This is a genomic window from Rhodococcus sp. GXMU-t2271 (genome assembly GCF_041414735.1).
Classification (GTDB): Bacteria; Actinomycetota; Actinomycetes; order Mycobacteriales; family Mycobacteriaceae; genus Rhodococcus; species Rhodococcus indonesiensis.
On record NZ_JAUIZP010000061.1, the window covers coordinates 1 to 19,789 of the forward strand.

A 19,789-nucleotide genomic window follows, 5' to 3' on the forward strand; every position below is an offset into this window, starting at 1 on the left:
GCGACCGTGGCCCCGCGGTGCGGGACTACGAAGAAGGTAACGGGGCAGTGTGGGCACCCGGTGCTTCGTCGTCCTGCTGCTCGGACCGGCCGACGAGCCGTTGTTCCTGCAGGTGAAGGAGGCCGGGCAGTCGGTGCTGGAGACGCACGGCGGGATCCGGGAGACCCCCCACCCGGTCGCGGCGGAACTCATCGCGCACGGCCAGGGCGCCCGGGTCGTGGGTGCGCAGCGAATCCTGCAGGCCCACTCGGATCCGCTCCTCGGCTGGATCACCGGCGTACCCGGTGCCGACGGCGTGCGACGGGACTTCTACGTCCGCCAGTTTCGCGACATGAAGGGGTCGGTGCAGTGGGAAGGGTTGAGTTCCGCACAGTCGGAGCAGTACGGCCGGTTGTGCGGAGCGCTGCTCGCCCGTGCCCACAGCCAGAGCCCGGGCGGCGCGTTCGTCGCCGGGTACCTCGGCCGCGGGACAGTGTTCGACGAGGCGATCGCGCGGTGGTCGGTCGCCTACGCCGATCGCACGGAGCAGGACTGGCAGACACTGTGCGACAGCACGCCGTAGGTCACCAGCAGTGACCCTCGCCGCGGTAGGTGGGGACGGTGGTGCGCGTGCCGTCGGCATCGACGAGGTGCAGTTGCGCGAACCGCTCGCACAGCTCCCCTGCCTTGGCGTGCCGCAGCCATACGCGCCCGCCGACGGGCAAGTCCGCCGCGGCACGGCCGGTGACGGGGGTCTGCACCTCACCGGCTCCCTCGGCGCGCAGCAGCCGCAGTCCGGCGGGGCGGACCGGACGCGGCACCCGGGAGGGACCCGCCGGCCCGGAGGCGATGTAGCCGCCCCCGAAGAGGGTGGCGACGGTGGGGCCGGGCCTGCGCACCGCGGGCAGCGCGAAATACAGCGCAGGACGCGGGGTGAAGGCGCGGTATCGATCGAACAGCGTGGGCACGTACAGGCCGGAGCCGGCAGTGACCTCGGTGACGACCGGGTCGGCGGAGCTGATCTCGAGCGAGCCCGTGCCCCCGCTGTTGACGATCTCGAGGTCGCCGACGACGGCACGGACCGCCCCGGCGACGGCGCCGCGACGGGTGGACAGCTCGGCCGCCGAACGGCGCTTGAGCAGGCGGACCGCCGGCGAGGTGTCGGGCAGACCGGCGATCTGCGCCTCGTAGAACATCACACCGACGACGGTGAAGCCGGCGGTCGTCGCGCAGCGCGCAAGCTGCGCCACCTCGTCGGGGGTGCGCAGCGGCGAGCGCCGCACACCGAGATGCACCGGGCCGAGCCGCAGTGACGCGTCGACGTCGAGGCACACCCGGGGGCGCACGCGGGCGGTGCCGAGGGCGTCGCGGGCGATACCGAGCTGAGCGGCGCAGTCGACCATGAGGGTGACGGCGTCGAGCGCCTGCGGCCGGTCGGCCAGTTCGGCGAGCGCGGCTCGGTCGACGGTCGGATAGCCGAGGAGCACGTCGCGGGCACCGCGCTCGACCAGCCACAGCGCTTCGCGCAGCGAGTACGCCATGATGCCGCGGAAGCCGGCCCTGGCGGTGAGGCCGGGGCCGAGCGCCTCTTCGAGGACCGCGCGGCACCGGACGGACTTGCTCGCCACCCGCACGGGGGTCCCTCCGGCCCGACGGACGAGGTCGGCGGCGTTGCTCCGGAGCGTGGGGAGATCGGCGGCCGCGAGCGGAGGGTCCAGGTCGGCCGTCGCGTCGTGGAGCCGGTCGAGGGGGTGGGTCACGGCGGGGTCCAATCCACGGCAGGTCGAGGGTCGCGGCCAGTCAAGCACCGAGTTGGACCTGTGTCCAGGTTCAGGTCGTTTCCACGGCCCGCCCGGCGACGATCGCGGCGATGTCGTCGAGTTCGGTGACGATGGAGTCGCTGTCCCGATCGACCAGCCAGCGCAGGACCAGGCCGTCGAGCATGGCCAGCGCGAGCCGGGCGACGGTCGAGACGGGCTCGATCCACTCGGTGCCGGTGCGGGCGGCGCACTCCTCGAGGAACGTCCGCGCCTCGACATCCATGATGCGGTACTGATCGGTGGCGATGTTGCCGCCGAGGGGTTCGCCGGCGGCGCGGTGACGCAGCGAATACGCCGTGATCTCGTAGGTGAGCAGCTGCCGGTCGGGCGTCTTCTCGATCGTCGGCCACATCGCGTTGATCCCCACGTAGAGCAGCTGCCGCAAACCGCGCAGGCCCTGCGGGTCGGGTCCGTCCTGCGGAAGGGTGAAGGCGGTGCGCAGCGCCTGGCTGAGCTGGAGCACCAGCGTCTCCCCCATCGCAGCGACGAGGGCCTCCTTGCTCTCGAAGCAGTAGTGCACGACCCCGAGCGAGACGCCGGCGTGCTCGGCGACGGCCCGCACGGTGACGGCCCCGAGACCCCCGCCCTCTGCCAGCGCGAGAGCGGATTCGACGAGTTGGGCTCGACGTTGGTCCGCCGGCAACCGGTTCAGCATGCCTCCGATCGTAGAACCCGGTCCGGATCCGTCGGCGCCTATTGACCTGGACGGTCGTCCAAGTCGATGATTGGCCCATGTCCACCGACCGTCCCGTCGCCACCTGGCGCAACTGGGCCCGCACCGAATCCGCGACGCCGCACGCGTACGAGACCCCGGAAACCCTAGAGGGGCTCGTCGCCGTCGTCGCACGGGCATCCGGACGCGGGCTGCGCGTCAAGGCGGTCGGGGCGGGTCACTCCTTCACCGGGGTCGCCGTCACCGACGGCGTGCTCGTCTCCCTCGACCGGTTCACCGGCATCGAGCAGATCCGTCCCACCCCGGCGGGTGCGCTCGTCACGGTGCGGGCCGGCACCCGGCTGCGGGACCTCAACCGGCTCCTGTGGGACCACGGCCTGGCGGTGCCGAACCTCGGGGACATCGACGTGCAGTCGCTCGCCGGCGCGATGTCCACCGGCACCCACGGCACCGGCGCGCGGTTCGGGGGCCTGGCCACCGTCGCCCGCGCGGCCACCCTCGTCCTCGCGGACGGCTCCGTCGTGCGCTGCTCCCCCGACGACGAACCGGAACTCTTCGAGGCCGCCCGGCTCGGCCTCGGCGCCGTCGGCATCCTCGCCACGATCACCCTCGAGTGTGTCCCTGCGTTCGCATTGCATGCGGCGGAAGCGCCCGGCACCCTGGACGACACCCTGGCCGTGCTCGAGCGCGACCGGCTCGGAGTCGACCACTTCGAGTTCTACTGGTTCCCGCACACCGACCGGGTGCTCACCAAGCGCAACACCCGGCTGCCCGCCGACGCACCCGGCGCCCCGGTGGGACGGCTGCGCGGTTTCCTCGACGACGAGGTACTCGCCAACGGCATGTTCGAGGTCGTCCAGCGCCTGGCAACCCGCGCGCCGGCCCTCGTCCCCAGGCTCAACGGGTTCGCCGCCCGGACCCTGTCCCCCCGGGAGTTCGTCGATCGCAGCTACCGCGTCTTCGCCTCCCCGCGCCGGGTCCGGTTCCGGGAGATGGAGTACGCCGTCCCCGTCGAATCCGCGACCGAGGTGCTCACCGAAATCGATGCGTGGCTCTCCCGCAACGACTTCCACGTCGCTTTTCCGGTGGAGGTACGGTTCGCCGCCGCCGACGACGTGTGGCTGTCGACGGCCCACGGCCGCGACAGCGCCTATGTCGCCGTGCACCAGTACCACCGTCGCGAACACCGGCCGTACTTCGATGCGGTCGAGGCGATCGCTCGCGCCGTGGACGGCCGACCGCACTGGGGCAAGATGCACGGCCGCACCGCGGACGACCTGCGCACGACGTATCCGCGATTCGACGACTTCCTCGCCGTCCGCGACCGTGTCGACCCGCAGCGCACGTTCGCCAATCCGTATCTGGACCGCGTGCTCGGCCCGTGACACGCGCCCCGACCGCCTGCCCTAATCGAACGATGCTGCGATCGAATTGCGCGCCAACGTTTCCCGCTGCTCGTCGGTGAGCCCGAGCCGGTCTCGCAGCGCCGCGAAGGTGTCGTCGACGTACCCGCCGAAGTACGCCGGATCGTCGGAGTTCACGGTCACCAGCAGGCCCGCCTCGAGCATGCGCGGCAGCGGATGTCGCTCGAGCGAATCCACCACGCGCAGGCGGACGTTCGACAACGGGCAGACGGTGAGCGGAATCTGCTCGTCGACGAGACGTGCGACGAGGAGCGGGTCCTCGAGGGAGCGGATTCCGTGGTCGATGCGTTCGACTCCGAGCAGATCCAGTGCCTGCCAGACGTATTCGGGCGGCCCCTCCTCCCCCGCATGAGCGACCGCGTGCAGGCCCTCGGCACGGGCGCGGGCGAACACGTCCTCGAACAGCGACGGCGGATAACCGACCTCCGCGGAGTCCAGGCCCAGCCCGATGATCGGGGCCGACAGGCGCAGCAGTTCCCCGAACACCTCCTCGGCCTCGTGCACGGGCCGGTCCCGCACGACGGAGGCGATCATCGCCGCGTCGACGCCGAACTCTCGCCGGCCGGCCGCGACGGCCTCGGCGAGGCCCTCGACCACCTCGGCCAGCGGCACGCCGCGGCTCGTGTGCGCCTGCGGGTCGAAGAAGAACTCGGCCCGCGTCACCCCGGCCTGCGCCGCCCGGCGCAGGTACGCCTTCGCGAGATCGGCGAAGTCCTCGGCGGTCCTCAGCACCTGCATGTTCGCGTAGTAGAGGTCGAGGAACGACTGCAGGTCGGTGAACTCGTACCGGCTGCGCAGCTCGTCGAGGTCGGCATACGACAACGAGACGCGGTTGCGCTCGGCGAGAGCGAAGATCAGTTCCGGCTCGAGGGTGCCCTCGATGTGGACGTGCAGTTCGGCGAGCACGAGCGATCCTCCTTCGTCGGCGCGGGTCGTCAGCGGCCCTTCCAGACCGGGGGACGCTTCTGCGCGAACGCCGTCGCACCCTCGCGGGCGTCCTCGGACACGAACACCGGGCCGACGATCTCGCGCTGCCGGTCGAAGGCCTCGTCCGCCGGCCAGTCGGCGGCCTTGGCGATGACCTCCTTGGTGGCCGCGACGGCAAGCGGGCCGTTGGCCGTGATCCGTTCGGCGAGAGCCAGGGCGCCCGCCAGCGCACCGCCCGGCTCGGTGAGAACGTTGACGAAGCCGTAACCGTGGGCCTCCTCGGCGGTGAACGCGTCGCCGGTGAGCGCCAGTTCCATCGCCTTCTGGTACGGAATCCGGGTGGGCAGGCGCAGCAGGCCACCGCCCGCGGCGACGAGTCCGCGCTTGACCTCCGGGATGCCGAACTTCGCGTCCGTGGCGGCGACCACGAGGTCGGTGGCGAGGACGAGTTCGGTGCCGCCGGCCAGCGCGAAGCCCTCAACGGCGGCGATGATCGGTTTGCGCGGCGGCGCCTCGGTGAAGCCGAGACCCTTGCCTGGCACCGCGACCTTCTCCCCGGCGACGAAGGCCTTGAGGTCCATACCGGCGCAGAAGGTGCCGCCGGCACCGGTGAGCACACCCACGGACAGGTCGGGATCGGCGTCGAGTTCGTCGACGGCGGCCGCGAGGCCGTGACTGACGGCCGCATTCACGGCGTTGCGGGCCTCGGGACGGTTGATGGTGATCACCAGAATTCGACCGCGACGCTCGAGCAGGACCTCGTCGGACATGCGCGCACACCTTTCACCGGGGTTCGGTTGCCGACCGCGCGTACCGCGGTCCGTTCGCTTATACCGCAACCGAACCCGACGACAGCGGACCGCCGTGTCACGACACGCGGACGGCGACGGGCGTGACGAAACCGTCCGCGTCGATGTGCACCTGGTCGCCGGTGTGGAACCAGCCGTCGTCGAAGGTCTCGGCGGTCGCCTCCGGGTCGTTCCAGTAGCGGCGAGCGACACTGGGGCCGCGGCACAGCAGTTCGCCCTCGCCTCGATCGGCCGCCGGGCCGAGGAGGGCGACCTCCATCCCGCCGAACGGAACCCCCACGCTGCGCGGGTGCGCGGCCCGCTGATCGGTGGGCAGCAGCAACCCGATGCCGCCGGTCTCGGCCACCCCCCAGCCGCGCACGCATCTCGCCGCGGGGAACGACGCACGCAGGTGCCGCCACGGCACGCGCACCCCCCGCGCCCCGGCGGCGACGACGGTGCCGCCGGCCGCCAGGGTCGGCAGCAGTTGCACGGCGCTGCCCGCCGCCGTGGACAGCGGTGCGGTGAGCACCGTGCGCGCCCCCTCCGCGGTCAGGTCCATCGCGTGCACCACGGCCTCGATCGTGGAGAGGATGTTCTCGTTGGTGAGTTCCACCCCGTGCAGTCCCCCGCCGCGTTTGCGCACGTAGTACAACACCGCGAGCTCGTCCGGCGCGGCGCCCTCGTCGAGGAACGCCACCCCGTCGGGCAGCTGTCCGTCGAGGGTGAGGACGGCGCCGCTGTCCTCGGCGATCCACTCGAGCTCCGGGTCGCTGCAGGTCGGATCCGGCAGCACCGGCACGCCACCGGCGAGGACCACCCCGAGGAACGCGTACAGCCAGCGGAATCCGTTCGGACAGTGGACGACGACGCGGTCGGCCGGGCCTACGCCCTGATCGAGCAGGCCGCCGGCCACCCGGGCCGCCGCCGACCACATCTGCCCGTAGGTGAGGGCGTTTCCGGCCCGGTCCACGGCGGCGACGCGGGCGGAATGCCGCAGAGCGCTGCGGTCGAGCAGCTCGGCCAGGCACGGCTCGAGGTCCTCGTACCGCAGGACACCGTCCAAGCGGCGGCTGACGCGTTCGTCACGGAACCACCCGGCTGCACACGAAACCCGGACCAGCGCCACCGACATCGTCACCTCCGCCTCGTCGTGTGCCTGCACTATATGGCGCGGGTCACAGTTGGGGGCTGGATCGGCTCACCTTCCGGTGTACGACGCCTTCCCCGGCCCGTCGACGAGGAAGCTGCGCACCGCGCCTTGCAGGTCGTCGGTGCCGAACAGCGCACCGGAGACCTCCGGGGTCTCCGAATCGGCGTGGGCGACGCCGCCGGACCGCCACGCGCCGATGATGCGCTTGGTGGCGTCGTGGGCGCGGGTGGGACCGTCGGCGAGCCGGTCCGTCAGGGCGCGTGCCGCGGCGTCGACGTCGTCGTGGACCGCGTTGACCACCCCCCACGACCGCAGCGTCTCGGCGTCGTAGAGGTCGCCGGTCATCACCAGCTCCCGCGCACGGCCGGAGCCGGCCCGCTCCGCCAGCCGCTGCGGCCCGCCCATCGACGGCGTCAGGCCGACGACGGTCTCCACCAGCCCGAACTTCGCGCCCGGTGCCGCGAGGACGATGTCGCAGGCGAGCGAGATCTCGAACGCCGCGGTGAGGGTGAGCCCGTGCGCGGCGAACACCACGGGGCACGGCAGGGCCTCGAGCGGATGGATGATCTGCGCGAACAGGTCCTGCCAGAGCTGCGCACCCTGGCCGGCGTCGAGCCCGTCGAACAGGTGGACGTCCACACCGCCGGAGACGACCTTGCCCTCCGCGCGGATCAATACCGCGCGTGGCGGCGCCGCCGCGAGCGCGGCGACGTCGGCGATCACGGCGTCGAACAGGGCCCGGTCGAACAGGTTCAGCTTGCCGTGCGCGACGGTCAGCACGGCGACCTCGGCGCCGGCCGCGGTGGTGTGGCGCTCGAGGCGGGTGGGATGGGTGATCTGCGTCATGCGCGCCACACTAGGCGAGTGTGCTGCGTTCCTCGAGGGACGGGCGCGGCGCCGGCTCGACCCGGTCGGGCCGCGCGAAGAACAGCGCGGCGGCGAAGCCGACGAGCAGGACTGCGGCAGGCAGCAGCGTCGACTCGGCCATGGCGGCGGCGAACGGCTCGCGCACCGGCTCCGGCAGGACCGTCGCCCCGCCCCCGGCCGACTCGGCGGCCCCGCCCCCGGTCAACCCGTGCACGGCGAGGCGCGAGGTGATGAGCGCGCCCACCGCGGCGCTGCCCAGGACGGCACCGACCTGACGGGTGGTGTTGTAGACACCCGACCCGGCCCCCGCCTGGTGTGGCGGCAGGCCGTGTGTCGCGGTGGCGGCCAGCGGCGACCAGATGCCGGCCATCGCGGCACCCATGAGGGCGATCGGCAGCAGCAGCTGCCACACCGGCGAGTCGGGTGTCATCACTGCCGCCAGCCACGTCAGCGACACTGCGAGCAGCGCGAATCCGGTGCCGGCGATGTAGCGCGGATGGGTCCGGTCCACGAGCCGGCCGACCATCGGGGCGAGCACGCCGGTCAGGACCGCCATCGGGGCCATCAGCAGCGCCGACTCCGTGGGTGTCCAGCCGCGCACGCCCTGGGCGTAGAACATCAGCGGCAGGACCATCGCGGTGACCGAGAAACCCATCGCGGCGATGCCGAGGTTGGCCAGGGAGAAGTTGCGGTCACGGAACAAGCCGAGCGGGACGAGCGGCTCTCCGCGCCCACGGGACTGGTACCACACGAACACCACGAGCAGCGCCACCCCGGCGGCGACGAGCACCCACACGGGCGTGGACCAGTCGTAGGAGTTGCCCTCCTGGATACCGAACACGAGGCAGAACATGCCCGCGCCGCTGAGCAGCACGCCGAGGAGGTCGAACCGGTGCGGATGGGTGGGCAGCGCCGGGACCAGGCGCGCCGCCAGGACGAACCCGACGATCCCGACCGGCACGTTGACGAAGAAGATCCACTCCCAGCCGAGGTGCTCGACGAGGACACCGCCGGCCAGCGGACCCACGAGGGTGGCCACGCCGGCCACCGCGCCCCACAGGCCCATGGCGGTGCCCCGCCGGTCCGGCGGGAAGGTGCGGGTGATGATCGCCATGGTCTGGGGAGTCATCAGCGCCGCACCGAGGCCCTGGAAGACCCGGGCGACGACGAGAACGGCGACGGTGCCGGACAACCCGCACCACAACGACGCCGCGGTGAACACCACCAGCCCCGCCAGGTAGACGTGCTTCGGGCCGAACCGGTCCCCGAGGCGGCCGGTGACCAGCAGCGGCACCGCGTAGGCCAGCAGGTAGGCACTGGTGACCCACACGACGTTGTTGATGTCGGTGTCCAGCGCCCGCATGATCGCCGGGTTGGCGACCGCCACGATGGTGCTGTCCACCAGGATCATGAAGAACCCGAGGCACAGCGCCCACAGTGCCGGCCACGGACTTGTCTCGGTCTCCACCCGCACGTCCTCCGCTCGTAGGCGTCTACGGTAGCGCCGTGGACGGACATCTCCTGGACATCGTGCGGCTGGCCTGGTGCCGCGAACTCGGGCTCGACGACGCAGCGCTCGCCGCCCCGGGCCGGGTGACGCGGGTGGACGACGCATCCGCCCTGGTCCGGGTACTGCGGCTCGGTGAGGTCAGCGCGGTGGTGGGCCCGGGCTGGGTGGTGGACGCGGTCGCGGCGGTGCCCGATGCGGAGCTGGACGCGTCGGTGCTGCTCGACCTGACGCGCGGGCACGCGGTGCGCAGCCACGCGCTGAGCTACTGCGCCGACTGGGTCGACGCGACACGGGTCCGCGATCCGTTGATCTCCCACGAGCTCGACGACCTGGCGGAGCTGCTGCGGCGCTGCCCACCCGACGACGCGACCGAGGCGGGCCTCGAAAACGTGACCGAGGCGGGCCTCGAGACCGTGACCGAGGAGGCCTCGTCGTTCGTGCTGCTCGACGACGACCACCGGCCGCTGTCGGGTGCGGTGTACACGGAGGTGCAGTCGATCCTGGCGGACGTGACGGCGCTGACCGTGCCGGAGCACCGGCGGATCGGCCTGGCGGCGACCGTCGCGACCCTGGCGACGCACGACGCGCTCGACGCCGGGCTCGTCCCGCAGTGGCGGGCCCGGCGCGACAACACCGCCGGCCGTGGCCTGGCCGCGGTGTTGGGGTACACCGAACTGGGAACCCACGTCTCGGTGGCACTACCGGCCGCCGCAGGAACGTGACGAACGAAGGGAGACCGGTGAACGAGCACTCCGGAGGCGACGGGGACGGGTACGTCACGCCCGGCGCCGAGTACAACCGCGACACGCACTACATCACCACGCGCATCACGGCCGACGGGCGCGACGGGTACCCGGTGGAGGCCGGCCGGTACCGGCTGGTCGCCGCCCGCGCCTGCCCCTGGGCGAACCGCGCGCTCATCGTGCGCCGGCTGCTGGGGCTCGAGGACGCGCTGTCGCTGGGGTTGTGCGGGCCCACGCACGACGAGCGCAGCTGGACCTTCGATCTGGACCCGGACGGACTGGATCCGGTGCTGCAGATCCCGCGGTTGCAGGACGCGTACTTCGCCCGTGACCCGGAGTACTCCCGGGGGATCACGGTGCCCGCCGTCGTGGACGTGCCCACCGGCCGCGTGGTCACCAACGACTACCCGCAGATCACCCTGGACTTCGCCACGGAGTGGACGGCGCTGCACCGCGACGGCGCCCCCGACCTCTATCCGGAACCGCTGCGCGACGAGATCGACGAGGTCGCCGAGCTCGTCTACCAGGACGTCAACAACGGCGTGTACCGGTGCGGGTTCGCGGGGTCCCAGCGCGCGTACGACCGCGCCTTCGACCGGCTGTTCGCGCGGCTGGACTGGCTCGAGGAACGGCTGACCTCCCGTCGGTACCTGGTGGGCGAGACGATCACCGAGGCTGACGTGCGGCTGTTCACCACCCTGGCCCGCTTCGACGCCGTCTACCACGGGCACTTCAAGTGCAACCGGAATCTGCTGGCGTCGATGCCGGCGCTGTGGGGGTACGCCCGGGACCTGTTCCAGACTCCCGGTTTCGGCGACACCATCGACTTCGGGCAGATCAAGCAGCACTACTACATCGTGCACACCGACATCAATCCGACGCAGATCGTGCCGAAGGGCCCCGACCCGAGCGGGTGGCTGACCCCGCACGGCCGGGAAGAGCTGGGCGGCACGCCGTTCGGCGACGGCACGCCTCCGCCCCCGCCGCGGGCGCAGGAGGCGGTGCCGGCCTGGGCCTGACTCACGCGCCCGCGTACGTTCCGAAACTCCAGTACACCCCCTGCGGGTCCCGGCACGTGAAGTCGTGCGATCCGTAGTCGGTGTCGTGCAGACCGAGGACGACCGTGGCGCCGGCGGCCACGGCGCGGGCGTGCAGCGCGTCGACCGCGGCGGCGTCGGGGACGACGAGGTAGATGCAGCCGGTGCCGGCGGGTATCTCGATCGGGCCGCCCCGGCCGGCCGAGCCGAGCATGACGCCGCCGCCGTGCGGCCAGCGCAGCTCGGCGTGGTCGACGCGCTCGCCGTCGCCGTAGACGGCGTTCTCGGTGAAACCGAACGCGTCGACGAGGAAGCGGATCGCCGCCCGGGCATCGGTGTAGGAGAGGCAGGGCCATACGGGTGTGGTGAGTGCTGTCGTGGTCATGGTTGCCAGTGTTCGTCGGCGTCCGGGTCGCCGTCTTGGACGATTGGGAACTGCTCGTCGCGCAGCCAGCGCGACGGCGGAACTCCGGCGATCGCGCGCCATTCCCGGGCGAGGTGGGCCTGATCGTAGAACCCGGACCGGGCGGCCACGTCGGCGAGCACGTGCGGCCCGGGCCGGCGCAGCAGCCGGCAGGACCGGTCGAACCGGACCACCCGCGCCGCCTCCTTGGGCCCGACCCCGAACTCGGCGGTGAATCGAGCGTTCAGATGCCTACGGCTCCAACCGATCTCGTCGGCGAGGTCGGCGATCCGCACGCCGGGCGTGCGGGGGTCCTGCAGTCTGCTCCACACGTGCCGCAGGTGCGGATCGATCTCGCCGCGCTCGGCGGCGAGCCGCCGGGCGAGCACCTCGTCGAGGATCCGGAATCGGCTCTCCCACTCCGCAGTGGCGGCGATCCGCTCGGCGAGTTCGCGGGCGGCGGCACCGAGCACGTCCTCGAGATCGACGACCCACGCGCCGAGCGCACCGGCGGGCACCCCCAGCAGTACCCGGGCTCCCGCCGGGGTGAGCGCGAGCTGGATTCCGTGCTGGTTGCCGTCGTGGGCGATGGTGACGGCAGTGGTGGCCAGGCCGCTCGCGAGCGCACCGAACCGGCCCGGGCCCTGCCCCGGCGCCGCGGCCCGCGCGAGTTCGACAGGGGCGCCGATCGTGAGCACGACGGTCAGGTCCGGGGACGGCAGACCGAGGTGGGTACCGGGGGCGAAGCCCGTCAGCCGGTACCCGTCGTAACTGCGCACGTAGGGGCGCAGCGGCGGGGCGGGCCGCCGCCGGGCACCGTCCGAGATGCCGGTCACGGTCCCAGAGTAGACAGGGATAGACCCGTAGCTCACGGGGTACACAGGGTGGACGGCCGTGGGACGCACGGCCGCTGCACACAGGCCCGGCAGGGCCGGGAGGCACACAGGCCCGACGGGGCCGGGAGGATCGAGGACGATGAGCGACAGGGTGGGACGCGTGGAGAAGTATCTCGTCACGCTCCTGGACAACGGCAGCAGGCTGCAGGCGCCTGCGGTGGCACGCTACGTCGACCTGACGCGGCGCGCCCATCCCGACGAGACCCCCGAGCAGATCGTCAGGCGGTTGGAGAAGACCTTCCTCAACGGAGTCACCGGGAGCGGTACGGCGGCCGGCGCCGCGGCGACCGTGCCCGGTCTCGGCACGCTCGCGTCGATCGCCGCGGTCGGCGCCGAGACCGCGTTCTTCCTCGAGGCCGCCGCGCTGCTGACCCTGGCGGTGGCGTCGGTGCACGGGATCGAACCGCACCAGCACGAGCAGCGCCGCGCCCTCGTGCTCGCCGTGGCACTGGGCGAAGCCGGCATGGAGATCGTCGAGCGGGCCACCGGTACGACCGCGAAGACGTGGACGTCGGCGCTCACCGGCAAGATCCCCGGGGCCCAGCTGAAGTCCGTGAACAAGTCGCTCGTGCGGACCTTCGTCCGCAAGTACCTCGCCAAGCGCAGCGCCCTGGTGTTCGGCAAGCTCGTGCCGGCCGGCATCGGTGCCGCGATCGGTGGTGCGGGCAACCGCGCGCTGGGCAAGCGGGTCATCGCGAACGCGCGGGACGCGTTCGGGCCGCCGCCGGCGCAGTGGCCGTCGCAGCGTCCGCGGCTCACCGACGCGGCTTCCGGACCGGACGGGGATCCGAACTGGCAGGCGCTGTCCTCTCCCCTGACCGGCTGGTGACATGTCCGCCGGCAAGGTGTTCGTGCGCGAGAGTGGGTCCGGATCCCGCACCGTGGTCCTCCTGCACGGATACTCCGATCACGGGGGCACCTGGTGCAAGGTGGCCCCGGCTCTGGCCGAACGCCACCGGGTCCTGACCGTCGACCTGCCCGGATTCGGCCGCAGCGCCGGACACTGGCGGGCGCCGGTGCTGGACCACTACGTCGACACCGTCGCCGAGGTGATCGCCGACTGTGCGGATCCGGTGGCGCTGATCGGCAATTCGCTGGGGGCGGTGACCTCGCTGGCATTCGCATCGACGTATCCGGGCCGGGTGGACGGCGTCGTGCTCGCCGACATGCCGGGGATGGCCGGCATCCCGCGTAGCTGGTCCAGCGGCGCGCGATTGCCGCTGGACATGGTCTCGCGCGCGCTGTCCCGGCCCGTGCCGCCCGCCCTGGTGCAGTTCGCCGTCGCCACCCTCTACGCCCGCGCGGCCCTCCATCGTCCGGACCGGCTGGGCGTCGACACCCGCTCCGCGTTCGCGGCGAACTACGCGACCCGGCGCAGCATCGAGACCCTGCTGGCCGTCGGCCGGGCCGTGATCCCCGAACTGGCCCGGCTGCCGATCCCCGAGATGGTGAACTCCCTGTCCGTGCCGGCACTGCTGGTGTGGGGCGAGCGGGACCTGATCACCCCGGCGCGCGCCGCGGGCCGGGTGCACACCGGCGCCCGGCGGCGGGTCGCGATCATTCCGGACGCCGGCCACTGCCCGCAGCTCGACGCCCCCAGCGAATTTCTCGAACTGGTGCTGCCGTTCCTCGAACGGTCCTTCTCCCGGCCTGCCGCGCCGGGCACGTAGGCTCGCGGGGTCCGAGCAGGACCCACCAGAGAGGGAATCGATGACAGCGCCGTTCCCGACGGAGCCGGCCGCCGGCTCCGGGTACGCGACCGCGCCGCCGGGCATCGCCGTGCAGGGCCTGTGGAAGAACTTCCGCGACGTGCCCGCGGTGTCGGACCTGTCGTTCTCCGTGCCGCCGGGCTCGATCACCGGATTTCTCGGTCCGAACGGGTCCGGGAAGACCACGACCCTGCGGATGCTGCTCGGTCTGGTGCGCCCGACGGCCGGTGTCGCGCTCGTCGACGGGGTGCCCTTCACGTCGCTGCCGCACCCGGCACGGGTGGTCGGTGCGGTGCTGGACGCGCAGAGCTTCCATCCCAAGCACACCGCCGGCACCCATCTCGAGGCGTACGCCGCGGCGATCGGCGTGCCCTCGGCGCAGGTGCGGCACGTCCTCGACCTGACCGGGCTCGCCGCGGCCGCCCGCCGGCGGATCGGCGAGTTCTCCCTCGGCATGCGGCAGCGGCTGGCGCTGGCCACCGCGCTGCTCGGTGAACCGCGTTACCTCGTGCTCGACGAACCGGCGAACGGCCTCGATCCCGAAGGTATGGCCTGGTTGCGCGACTTCCTGCTCGGCTACGCCCGCTCCGGGGGCACCGTGCTGATCTCGAGTCACATCCTGCGGGAGGTCGAGCAGACCGCCGACCGTCTGGTGATCATCAGCCGCGGCAGGCTCGTGCACCAGGGCACGACGGCGGATCTGCGGCATGCGCACCGCGCCCGGGTCCTCGTCGCCGTCTCCGATCCCGCCCGCCTGGCGACGGCTCTCGCCGCGTCGGGCCACACGGACGCGCAGGTGCAGCCCGACGGGCGGCTCGCGATCGTCGGGGTGGAACCCGAGCGCGTCACCGAGCTCGCCGCCGCGCACGGCGTGACCGTCTTCGGGACGAGCGTCGAGCACGCCGACCTGGAACAGGTGTTCCTGGCGATGACGGCGGGTCAGTACGTGGGCGCCGCCCCGGCATGGGGCATGCAGGGACTGCCGTCTCCGCAGCCCCCGCCCTACCCGGGGCAGTTCCCGCCTGCCGGGCAACCTCATCCGCCGACCGGTTGGGAAGGACCCCGTTGACTGCGTTGCTGACGGCCGAGTTCCGAAAGGTCCTGGGCCTGCGCTACTGGTGGACCCTCGGCATCGCCCCCGTGGTGGTGGGCCTGTTCTCGGGGGCTCTGACCCTGCCGATCCTCACCACGCTCGAGGGCCTCGTCGGCGAGAACTTCGCCGAAGCCGCCGCCGCCGCGATCGGTGTCGCGGTCGCACTCGCGCTGGTGTTCCTGTTCGCGGCCCTGTTCGGAGTGGTCAACACGGGCAGCGAGTTCCAGCACCGCACCATCGTCACCAGCTTCCTGACCACCCGCGGCCGCGACGGGGTGATCGCCGCCAAGCTGACGACGGCGGTCGCGTTCGGCCTGTTGTACTGCGTGGTGGCCGAAACCGTGTCGATGCTGACCATCCTGATGTTCGGCGGCGGACTGTCCGGCGACGGCTCGGGGGCGGGCAGTGTCGTCGCGGTCCTCGGCGCCGGCCTGTTCGCCGCGATGCTGTGGGCCCTCATGGGCGCGGGACTCGGCCTGCTCACCGGTTCGACGGTCGGCAGTGTCCTGGCGATCACCGCTTGGATCCCGTTCGGGGAACTGATCGTCTCGCTGATCCTCGACGGTCTCGGGGCGGGCGCGCTCGCCCGGCTGCTGCCCGGACAGCTCACCTGGTACACCGTCTTCACGGTCATCGACCTGCCCGAGGAGGTGGACCCGGCCGTGACGTGGCCGGCGGCGCCGCTGGGGTTGCTCGGCTGGACGGTGCTGCTGTGCGGCCTCGGCTGGTGGCGTGCCCGTACCCGCGACATCGTCTGAGGCCCTCTGCGCGGATTCGTCCGCTCGTTGCGAATTCGCGCCGGTCGCGCACGGTGCGGATTCCGAAGGGCCGAGCGGATCCGCTTCGACGGGAGCGGATCGCCGAGAGCCGTGACCGCGGCCCTCGTCCTGTCGGCCGCCGGCGCTAATGTCGGAGGACGATGGCACACGACGCGCGTTCCCCCGGTTGGATCCGTCGGCTGGGCGCGGAGGCCTGGCGGCACCGCCGCGTCGCGCTCGGCGCGCTGACCGTCACCGTCGTCGCCGCACTGATCGACATCACCTTCCCGCTGCTGACCAAGCTGGCACTCGACAGCGCCACCCACCCGGAGGGTCACGACCTCCAGCTGATCGGCCTGGCGGCGGCGGCGATCGCGGGGGGCGCGGTGGTGCGGTTCGGGTGCCAGTACGGCCGGCGGATGCTCGCCGGCCGGCTCTCCCTCGACGTGCAGCACGACCTGCGGCTCGGTCTGCTCGCCTCCTTGCAGCGGCTCGACGGACGCGGCCAGGACCAGATCCGCACCGGGCAGGTGGTGTCGCGCTCCATCACCGACCTGCAACTCGTCCAGGGTCTGCTCGCGATGGTCCCCATGTCGGCGGGGGCGCTGCTGCAGTTCGTGCTGGCACTTGTGATCATGGCGGTGCTGTCACCGCTGCTGACCCTGGTCGCTCTCGTCACCGTGCCGGTGATCGCCGGGGTGGTGGCCCTCGTCCGGCCCAAGCTGTTCGCGGCGACGTGGTCGGCGCAGCAACGCGCCGCAGACCTGGCCCAGCACGTGGAGGAGACCGTCACCGGGGTTCGGGTGGTCAAGGGATTCGGGCAGGAGGCCCGCGCCGTCGACCAGCTCGAACAGCACGGTCGCGCCCTCTACGCCGAGCGCATGCGCGCCGCCCGGGTCAACGCCGCGTTCGCCGCCCCGATGGGGGCCATCCCGCAGCTCGGGCTCGTCGCCGTGATCGCGCTCGGCGGCTGGCTGGCCCTGCAGGGCACCGTCACCGTCGGCACGTTCCTCGCGTTCGCCGCCTACCTGGCGACGATGACGGCGACCACCCGCACGCTGTCGTCGGTGGTGATCATGGCGCAGCTCTCCCGGGCGGCGGTCGAGCGGGTGTACGAGGTGATCGACACCGAACCCGACGTCGCCGACCCGCCGCACCCGGTGCCGTTGCCGGAGGGACCGCTCGGGCTGGTCCTCGATTCGGTGACCTTCGGCTTCGAGCCCGGCCGGCCCGTCCTCGACGGTCTCGATCTCGAACTGGCGCCGGGCGAGACCGTCGCCGTGGTCGGCGCCGCCGGCTCCGGCAAGACCGCGCTGTCGCTGTTGCTGCCCCGGTTCTATGCCCCCGAGTCCGGGACGGTGTACGTCACCGCCGCGGACGGCGAACGAATCGACGTCGCCGCCCTGCGTGCCGAGCAGTTGCGCGAGGCGGTGAGCCTGGTGTTCGACGAGCCGTTCCTGTTCTCGGACACGATCGCCGCGAACATCGCGCTCGGCCGGCCCGAGGCGAGCGCCGAGGAGATCCGCGCCGCCGCGCGGGCGGCGTGCGCGGACGAGTTCGTCGAGGCGCTCCCCGACGGGTACGACACCGTGGTCGGCGAGCGGGGGCTGACGCTCTCCGGCGGGCAGCGGCAGCGTGTCGCGCTGGCCCGTGCGTTGCTGCTCGATCCTCGGGTGCTGATTCTCGACGACGCGACCTCGGCCGTGGACGCGGAGACGGAGGCCGCGATCTTCGCGGCGCTGCGGGCACGCCCGAAGCGCACCACGCTGATCCTCGCGCACCGGCGGTCCACGCTTTCCCTCGCCGACCGGGTCGCGGTGCTCGACGGCGGCCGCGTGGCCGACTCCGGAACGGTCCACGAACTCGAGACGCGCAATGCGCTGTTCCGGGCCCTGCTCAGCGGCGACGAGGACGAGACTCCGGCGCCGGACCGCACCACGCACGCCGCCGGGGCGTTGTGGCCGCAGACAGCGCCGGACTCCGATCCGGCCGTGGCCCGGGTGGCGGTGCCACAGGCGGGTCCGGCTGCGGGCGGCCGGACGAGCGGCGGCCGCGGTGGCGGCCCGATGAGCGGTGCCCTCGGGTCGATCGCCCCGACGCCGGCGCTGCGCCGGGCGGTCGAGGCGTTGCCCCCGGCCACCGAGCAACCGGGACTGGACACGGCACAGCTGCGCCGATTCGACCCCGAGTTCCGTCTGTCCCGGACGCTGCGGCCGGTGCGGTGGATTCTCGCGGCGGTGGTGCTGTGCCTGGCGGTCGAGTCGCTGACGTCCATCGCGTTCCCGTCGATCGTGCGCTACGCCGTCGACCGGGGCGTCACGCCGGGCGACCCCGGCCGATTGTGGGCGGCCACCGCGGTGGGTGCCGCGCTGGCGCTGCTGGCGTGGCTGGTGGTCGCGCTGCTCACCGTCCTCACCGCGCGTGCCGGTGAGCGGGTGCTGTTCGGATTGCGGGTGCGCAGCTATGCGCACCTGCAACGACTCGGTCTGGACTACTACGAGCGGGAACTGTCCGGCCGCATCATGACCCGGATGACCACAGACGTCGACGCGCTCTCGTCGTTCATCCAGACCGGGTTGTCCACTGCGGTGGTGAGCGTGCTGACGCTGGCCGGGATCTCCGTCGCCCTGCTCGCCACCGACCTCACCCTGGGGCTGGTGGCGCTGGCGGTGGTGCCGCCGCTGCTCGCCGCGACACTGTGGTTCCGGCGGGTCTCGTCCACGGCCTACTCAGTCTCCCGGGAACGCATCTCGCTGGTCAATGCGGACTTCCAGGAGAACATCACCGGGTTGCGGGCGGCCCAGGCATACCGTCGCGAGGAATTCGCGGCCCGCCGGTTCGCCGAACGCGCCGACGCGTACCGGCGCAGCCGGATGCGCTCCCAGCGGGCCATCTCCCTGTACTTCCCGTTCATCGCGCTGCTGTCCGACCTCGCGCTGGCGGCGGTGGTGTTCGTCGGGGCCCGGGAGGTGGCGTCGGGCGCGACGACCGCGGGCGTGCTCGTCGCATTCGTGCTCTACCTCGGTCTGCTGTTCGGCCCCATCCAGCAGTTGTCGCAGGTGTTCGACGGCTATCAGCAGGCCCGGGTGGGACTGCGCCGGATCGGTGACCTGCTGCGGACCGAGAGTTCCCTCGAGACAGGCGGCACCGGCACGGTGCCGATCCCGGGACATCTGCGCGGCGACGTACGGCTCGAACAGGTCGGGTTCCGCTACGCGGGTGCCGACGCGGACGCGCTCACCGGCGTGGACCTGCACTTCCCGGCCGGTTCGACGGTGGCACTGGTCGGACGCACGGGGGCCGGCAAGTCCACGATCGTCAAACTGCTGGCCCGGTTCTACGATCCGACGTCCGGTTCGGTGCGCGTGGACGACGTCGACCTGCGCGGCTACCGACTGCCCGAATACCGGGCCCGGCTCGGCGTCGTCCCGCAGGAAGCGCATCTGTTCACCGGCACCGTCGCGAGCAACATCGCCTACGGGCGGCCCGGCGCGGACCGCACGGACATCGAGGCGGCAGCCCGCGCAGTGGGGGCGCTCGACATGATCGCCGGTCTGCCCGGCGGCATGCTGCACCCCGTCGGCGAGCGGGGGCAGGGCCTGTCCGCCGGGCAGCGTCAGCTCGTCGCGCTGGCCCGGGCCGAACTCGTCGATCCGGACCTGCTGCTGCTCGACGAGGCCACGGCGACTCTCGACCCGGGCACCGAACGCGCGGTACTCGCGGCGGGCGAGTCGGTGACCCGCAGCCGCACCGCCGTGGTGGTGGCCCACCGATTGGCGACCGCGGCCCACTCCGACCTGATCGTGGTGGTCGACGGTGGGCGCATCGTGGAGACCGGATCGCACGACGCGCTGCGTCATGCCGGGGGCGTGTACACGACCCTCTGTGATGCGGCCCAAATGCGGGCAGGGAATAATCGGCTGGCGAGAACCGTCGTCGATGGGGACCCCGTCGACTCAGAGATTGTGAGGTAGGTCTCGACCGTGGCAGAGCTTTTTCGTTCGTCACA

General features: G+C 72.3%; 18 protein-coding genes. 9 read left to right on the plus strand and 9 right to left on the minus strand.

The window, feature by feature from the left end; translation table 11 throughout:
• The first annotated feature begins 49 nt into the window (after positions 1 to 49).
• On the plus strand, positions 50 to 562 hold the full coding sequence (locus tag QYS60_RS21845) for a DUF2252 family protein (RefSeq protein WP_371384261.1): 513 nt from the start codon (positions 50 to 52) through the stop codon (positions 560 to 562).
• Between the two features lies 1 nt (position 563).
• Here QYS60_RS21845 and QYS60_RS21850 read toward each other — a convergent pair whose 3' ends face one another.
• A complete protein-coding gene (locus QYS60_RS21850) occupies positions 564 to 1,739 on the minus strand; it encodes an amino acid deaminase/aldolase (protein ID WP_371384262.1) in 1,176 nt (391 codons plus the stop codon).
• A gap of 70 nt (positions 1,740 to 1,809) precedes the next feature.
• The gene (locus QYS60_RS21855) at positions 1,810 to 2,454 is read right to left on the minus strand and encodes a TetR/AcrR family transcriptional regulator (protein WP_371384263.1); all 645 of its coding nucleotides are present in this window, start codon (positions 2,452 to 2,454) and stop codon (positions 1,810 to 1,812) included.
• Between the two features lie 77 nt (positions 2,455 to 2,531).
• Between QYS60_RS21855 and QYS60_RS21860 the strand changes: the two genes are divergently transcribed.
• Positions 2,532 to 3,857: a D-arabinono-1,4-lactone oxidase gene (locus QYS60_RS21860; RefSeq protein ID WP_371384264.1), complete on the plus strand. Its 1,326-nt coding sequence runs from the start codon at positions 2,532 to 2,534 to the stop codon at positions 3,855 to 3,857.
• A 21-nt stretch (positions 3,858 to 3,878) separates the two neighbouring features.
• Here the strand turns inward: QYS60_RS21860 and QYS60_RS21865 are convergent, their stop codons facing one another.
• From QYS60_RS21865 to QYS60_RS21885, 5 genes are all read right to left on the minus strand, one after another.
• The gene (locus QYS60_RS21865) at positions 3,879 to 4,802 is read right to left on the minus strand and encodes an adenosine deaminase (protein ID WP_289381189.1); all 924 of its coding nucleotides are present in this window, start codon (positions 4,800 to 4,802) and stop codon (positions 3,879 to 3,881) included.
• Between the two features lie 29 nt (positions 4,803 to 4,831).
• Positions 4,832 to 5,593 carry a crotonase/enoyl-CoA hydratase family protein gene (locus tag QYS60_RS21870; RefSeq protein WP_248957492.1) on the minus strand — a complete coding sequence of 254 codons (762 nt, stop codon included), beginning with the start codon at positions 5,591 to 5,593 and terminating at the stop codon, positions 4,832 to 4,834.
• A gap of 97 nt (positions 5,594 to 5,690) precedes the next feature.
• On the minus strand, positions 5,691 to 6,746 hold the full coding sequence (locus QYS60_RS21875; protein WP_040782040.1) for a class I adenylate-forming enzyme family protein: 1,056 nt from the start codon (positions 6,744 to 6,746) through the stop codon (positions 5,691 to 5,693).
• Between the two features lie 66 nt (positions 6,747 to 6,812).
• Positions 6,813 to 7,610, minus strand: a complete 798-nt coding sequence (locus QYS60_RS21880) for an enoyl-CoA hydratase/isomerase family protein (RefSeq protein WP_289381183.1) — start codon at positions 7,608 to 7,610, stop codon at positions 6,813 to 6,815.
• Between the two features lie 10 nt (positions 7,611 to 7,620).
• Positions 7,621 to 9,042: a DHA2 family efflux MFS transporter permease subunit gene (locus QYS60_RS21885; protein ID WP_371384303.1), complete on the minus strand. Its 1,422-nt coding sequence runs from the start codon at positions 9,040 to 9,042 to the stop codon at positions 7,621 to 7,623.
• Positions 9,043 to 9,137: 95 nt separating this feature from the next.
• On the opposite strand from QYS60_RS21885, the gene QYS60_RS21890 reads away from it, so the two are divergent.
• Both QYS60_RS21890 and QYS60_RS21895 read left to right on the plus strand, forming a co-directional pair.
• Entirely contained in the window at positions 9,138 to 9,863 is a 726-nt protein-coding gene (locus QYS60_RS21890) for a GNAT family N-acetyltransferase (protein ID WP_371384265.1), read from the plus strand.
• A gap of 17 nt (positions 9,864 to 9,880) precedes the next feature.
• Positions 9,881 to 10,903, plus strand: coding sequence for a glutathione S-transferase family protein (locus tag QYS60_RS21895; RefSeq protein ID WP_371384266.1), 1,023 nt, complete (start codon positions 9,881 to 9,883; stop codon positions 10,901 to 10,903).
• A gap of 1 nt (position 10,904) precedes the next feature.
• Here the strand turns inward: QYS60_RS21895 and QYS60_RS21900 are convergent, their stop codons facing one another.
• Positions 10,905 to 11,306: a VOC family protein gene (locus tag QYS60_RS21900; protein WP_054372255.1), complete on the minus strand. Its 402-nt coding sequence runs from the start codon at positions 11,304 to 11,306 to the stop codon at positions 10,905 to 10,907.
• Positions 11,303 to 12,160, minus strand: coding sequence for a helix-turn-helix domain-containing protein (locus QYS60_RS21905; RefSeq protein ID WP_371384267.1), 858 nt, complete (start codon positions 12,158 to 12,160; stop codon positions 11,303 to 11,305). Before QYS60_RS21905 ends, QYS60_RS21900 begins: the two co-directional genes overlap by 4 nt.
• Positions 12,161 to 12,299: 139 nt before the next feature.
• Here QYS60_RS21905 and QYS60_RS21910 point away from each other — a divergent pair, with 139 nt between their 5' ends.
• The 5 genes from QYS60_RS21910 (at position 12,300) to QYS60_RS21930 (ending at position 19,754) form a co-directional block, all read left to right on the plus strand.
• The gene (locus QYS60_RS21910) at positions 12,300 to 13,049 is read left to right on the plus strand and encodes a hypothetical protein (protein WP_371384268.1); all 750 of its coding nucleotides are present in this window, start codon (positions 12,300 to 12,302) and stop codon (positions 13,047 to 13,049) included.
• Between the two features lies 1 nt (position 13,050).
• Positions 13,051 to 13,890 carry an alpha/beta fold hydrolase gene (locus tag QYS60_RS21915; RefSeq protein ID WP_371384269.1) on the plus strand — a complete coding sequence of 280 codons (840 nt, stop codon included), beginning with the start codon at positions 13,051 to 13,053 and terminating at the stop codon, positions 13,888 to 13,890.
• Between the two features lie 40 nt (positions 13,891 to 13,930).
• A complete protein-coding gene (locus QYS60_RS21920) occupies positions 13,931 to 14,998 on the plus strand; it encodes an ABC transporter ATP-binding protein (protein WP_371384270.1) in 1,068 nt (355 codons plus the stop codon).
• Positions 14,995 to 15,780, plus strand: coding sequence for an ABC transporter permease (locus QYS60_RS21925; RefSeq protein ID WP_054372259.1), 786 nt, complete (start codon positions 14,995 to 14,997; stop codon positions 15,778 to 15,780). Before QYS60_RS21920 ends, QYS60_RS21925 begins: the two co-directional genes overlap by 4 nt.
• Positions 15,781 to 15,941: 161 nt before the next feature.
• Positions 15,942 to 19,754 (plus strand): ABC transporter ATP-binding protein, encoded by a 3,813-nt coding sequence (locus tag QYS60_RS21930; protein WP_371384271.1) that lies wholly within the window; start codon positions 15,942 to 15,944, stop codon positions 19,752 to 19,754.
• Positions 19,755 to 19,789 lie beyond the last annotated feature (35 nt).

Excerpts from the sequence above, each read along its gene's own strand:
- QYS60_RS21855 (WP_371384263.1), bottom strand. The coding sequence starts at position 2,454 with ATGCTGAACCGGTTGCCGGCGGACCAACGTCGAGCCCAACTCGTCGAA.
- QYS60_RS21860 (WP_371384264.1), top strand. The coding sequence starts at position 2,532 with ATGTCCACCGACCGTCCCGTCGCCACCTGGCGCAACTGGGCCCGCACC.
- QYS60_RS21870 (WP_248957492.1), bottom strand. The coding sequence starts at position 5,593 with ATGTCCGACGAGGTCCTGCTCGAGCGTCGCGGTCGAATTCTGGTGATC.
- QYS60_RS21875 (WP_040782040.1), bottom strand. The coding sequence starts at position 6,746 with ATGTCGGTGGCGCTGGTCCGGGTTTCGTGTGCAGCCGGGTGGTTCCGT.
- QYS60_RS21880 (WP_289381183.1), bottom strand. The coding sequence starts at position 7,610 with ATGACGCAGATCACCCATCCCACCCGCCTCGAGCGCCACACCACCGCG.
- QYS60_RS21885 (WP_371384303.1), bottom strand. The coding sequence starts at position 9,042 with ATGATCCTGGTGGACAGCACCATCGTGGCGGTCGCCAACCCGGCGATC.
- QYS60_RS21900 (WP_054372255.1), bottom strand. The coding sequence starts at position 11,306 with ATGACCACGACAGCACTCACCACACCCGTATGGCCCTGCCTCTCCTAC.
- QYS60_RS21910 (WP_371384268.1), top strand. The coding sequence starts at position 12,300 with ATGAGCGACAGGGTGGGACGCGTGGAGAAGTATCTCGTCACGCTCCTG.
- QYS60_RS21915 (WP_371384269.1), top strand. The coding sequence starts at position 13,051 with ATGTCCGCCGGCAAGGTGTTCGTGCGCGAGAGTGGGTCCGGATCCCGC.
- QYS60_RS21920 (WP_371384270.1), top strand. The coding sequence starts at position 13,931 with ATGACAGCGCCGTTCCCGACGGAGCCGGCCGCCGGCTCCGGGTACGCG.
- QYS60_RS21930 (WP_371384271.1), top strand. The coding sequence starts at position 15,942 with ATGGCACACGACGCGCGTTCCCCCGGTTGGATCCGTCGGCTGGGCGCG.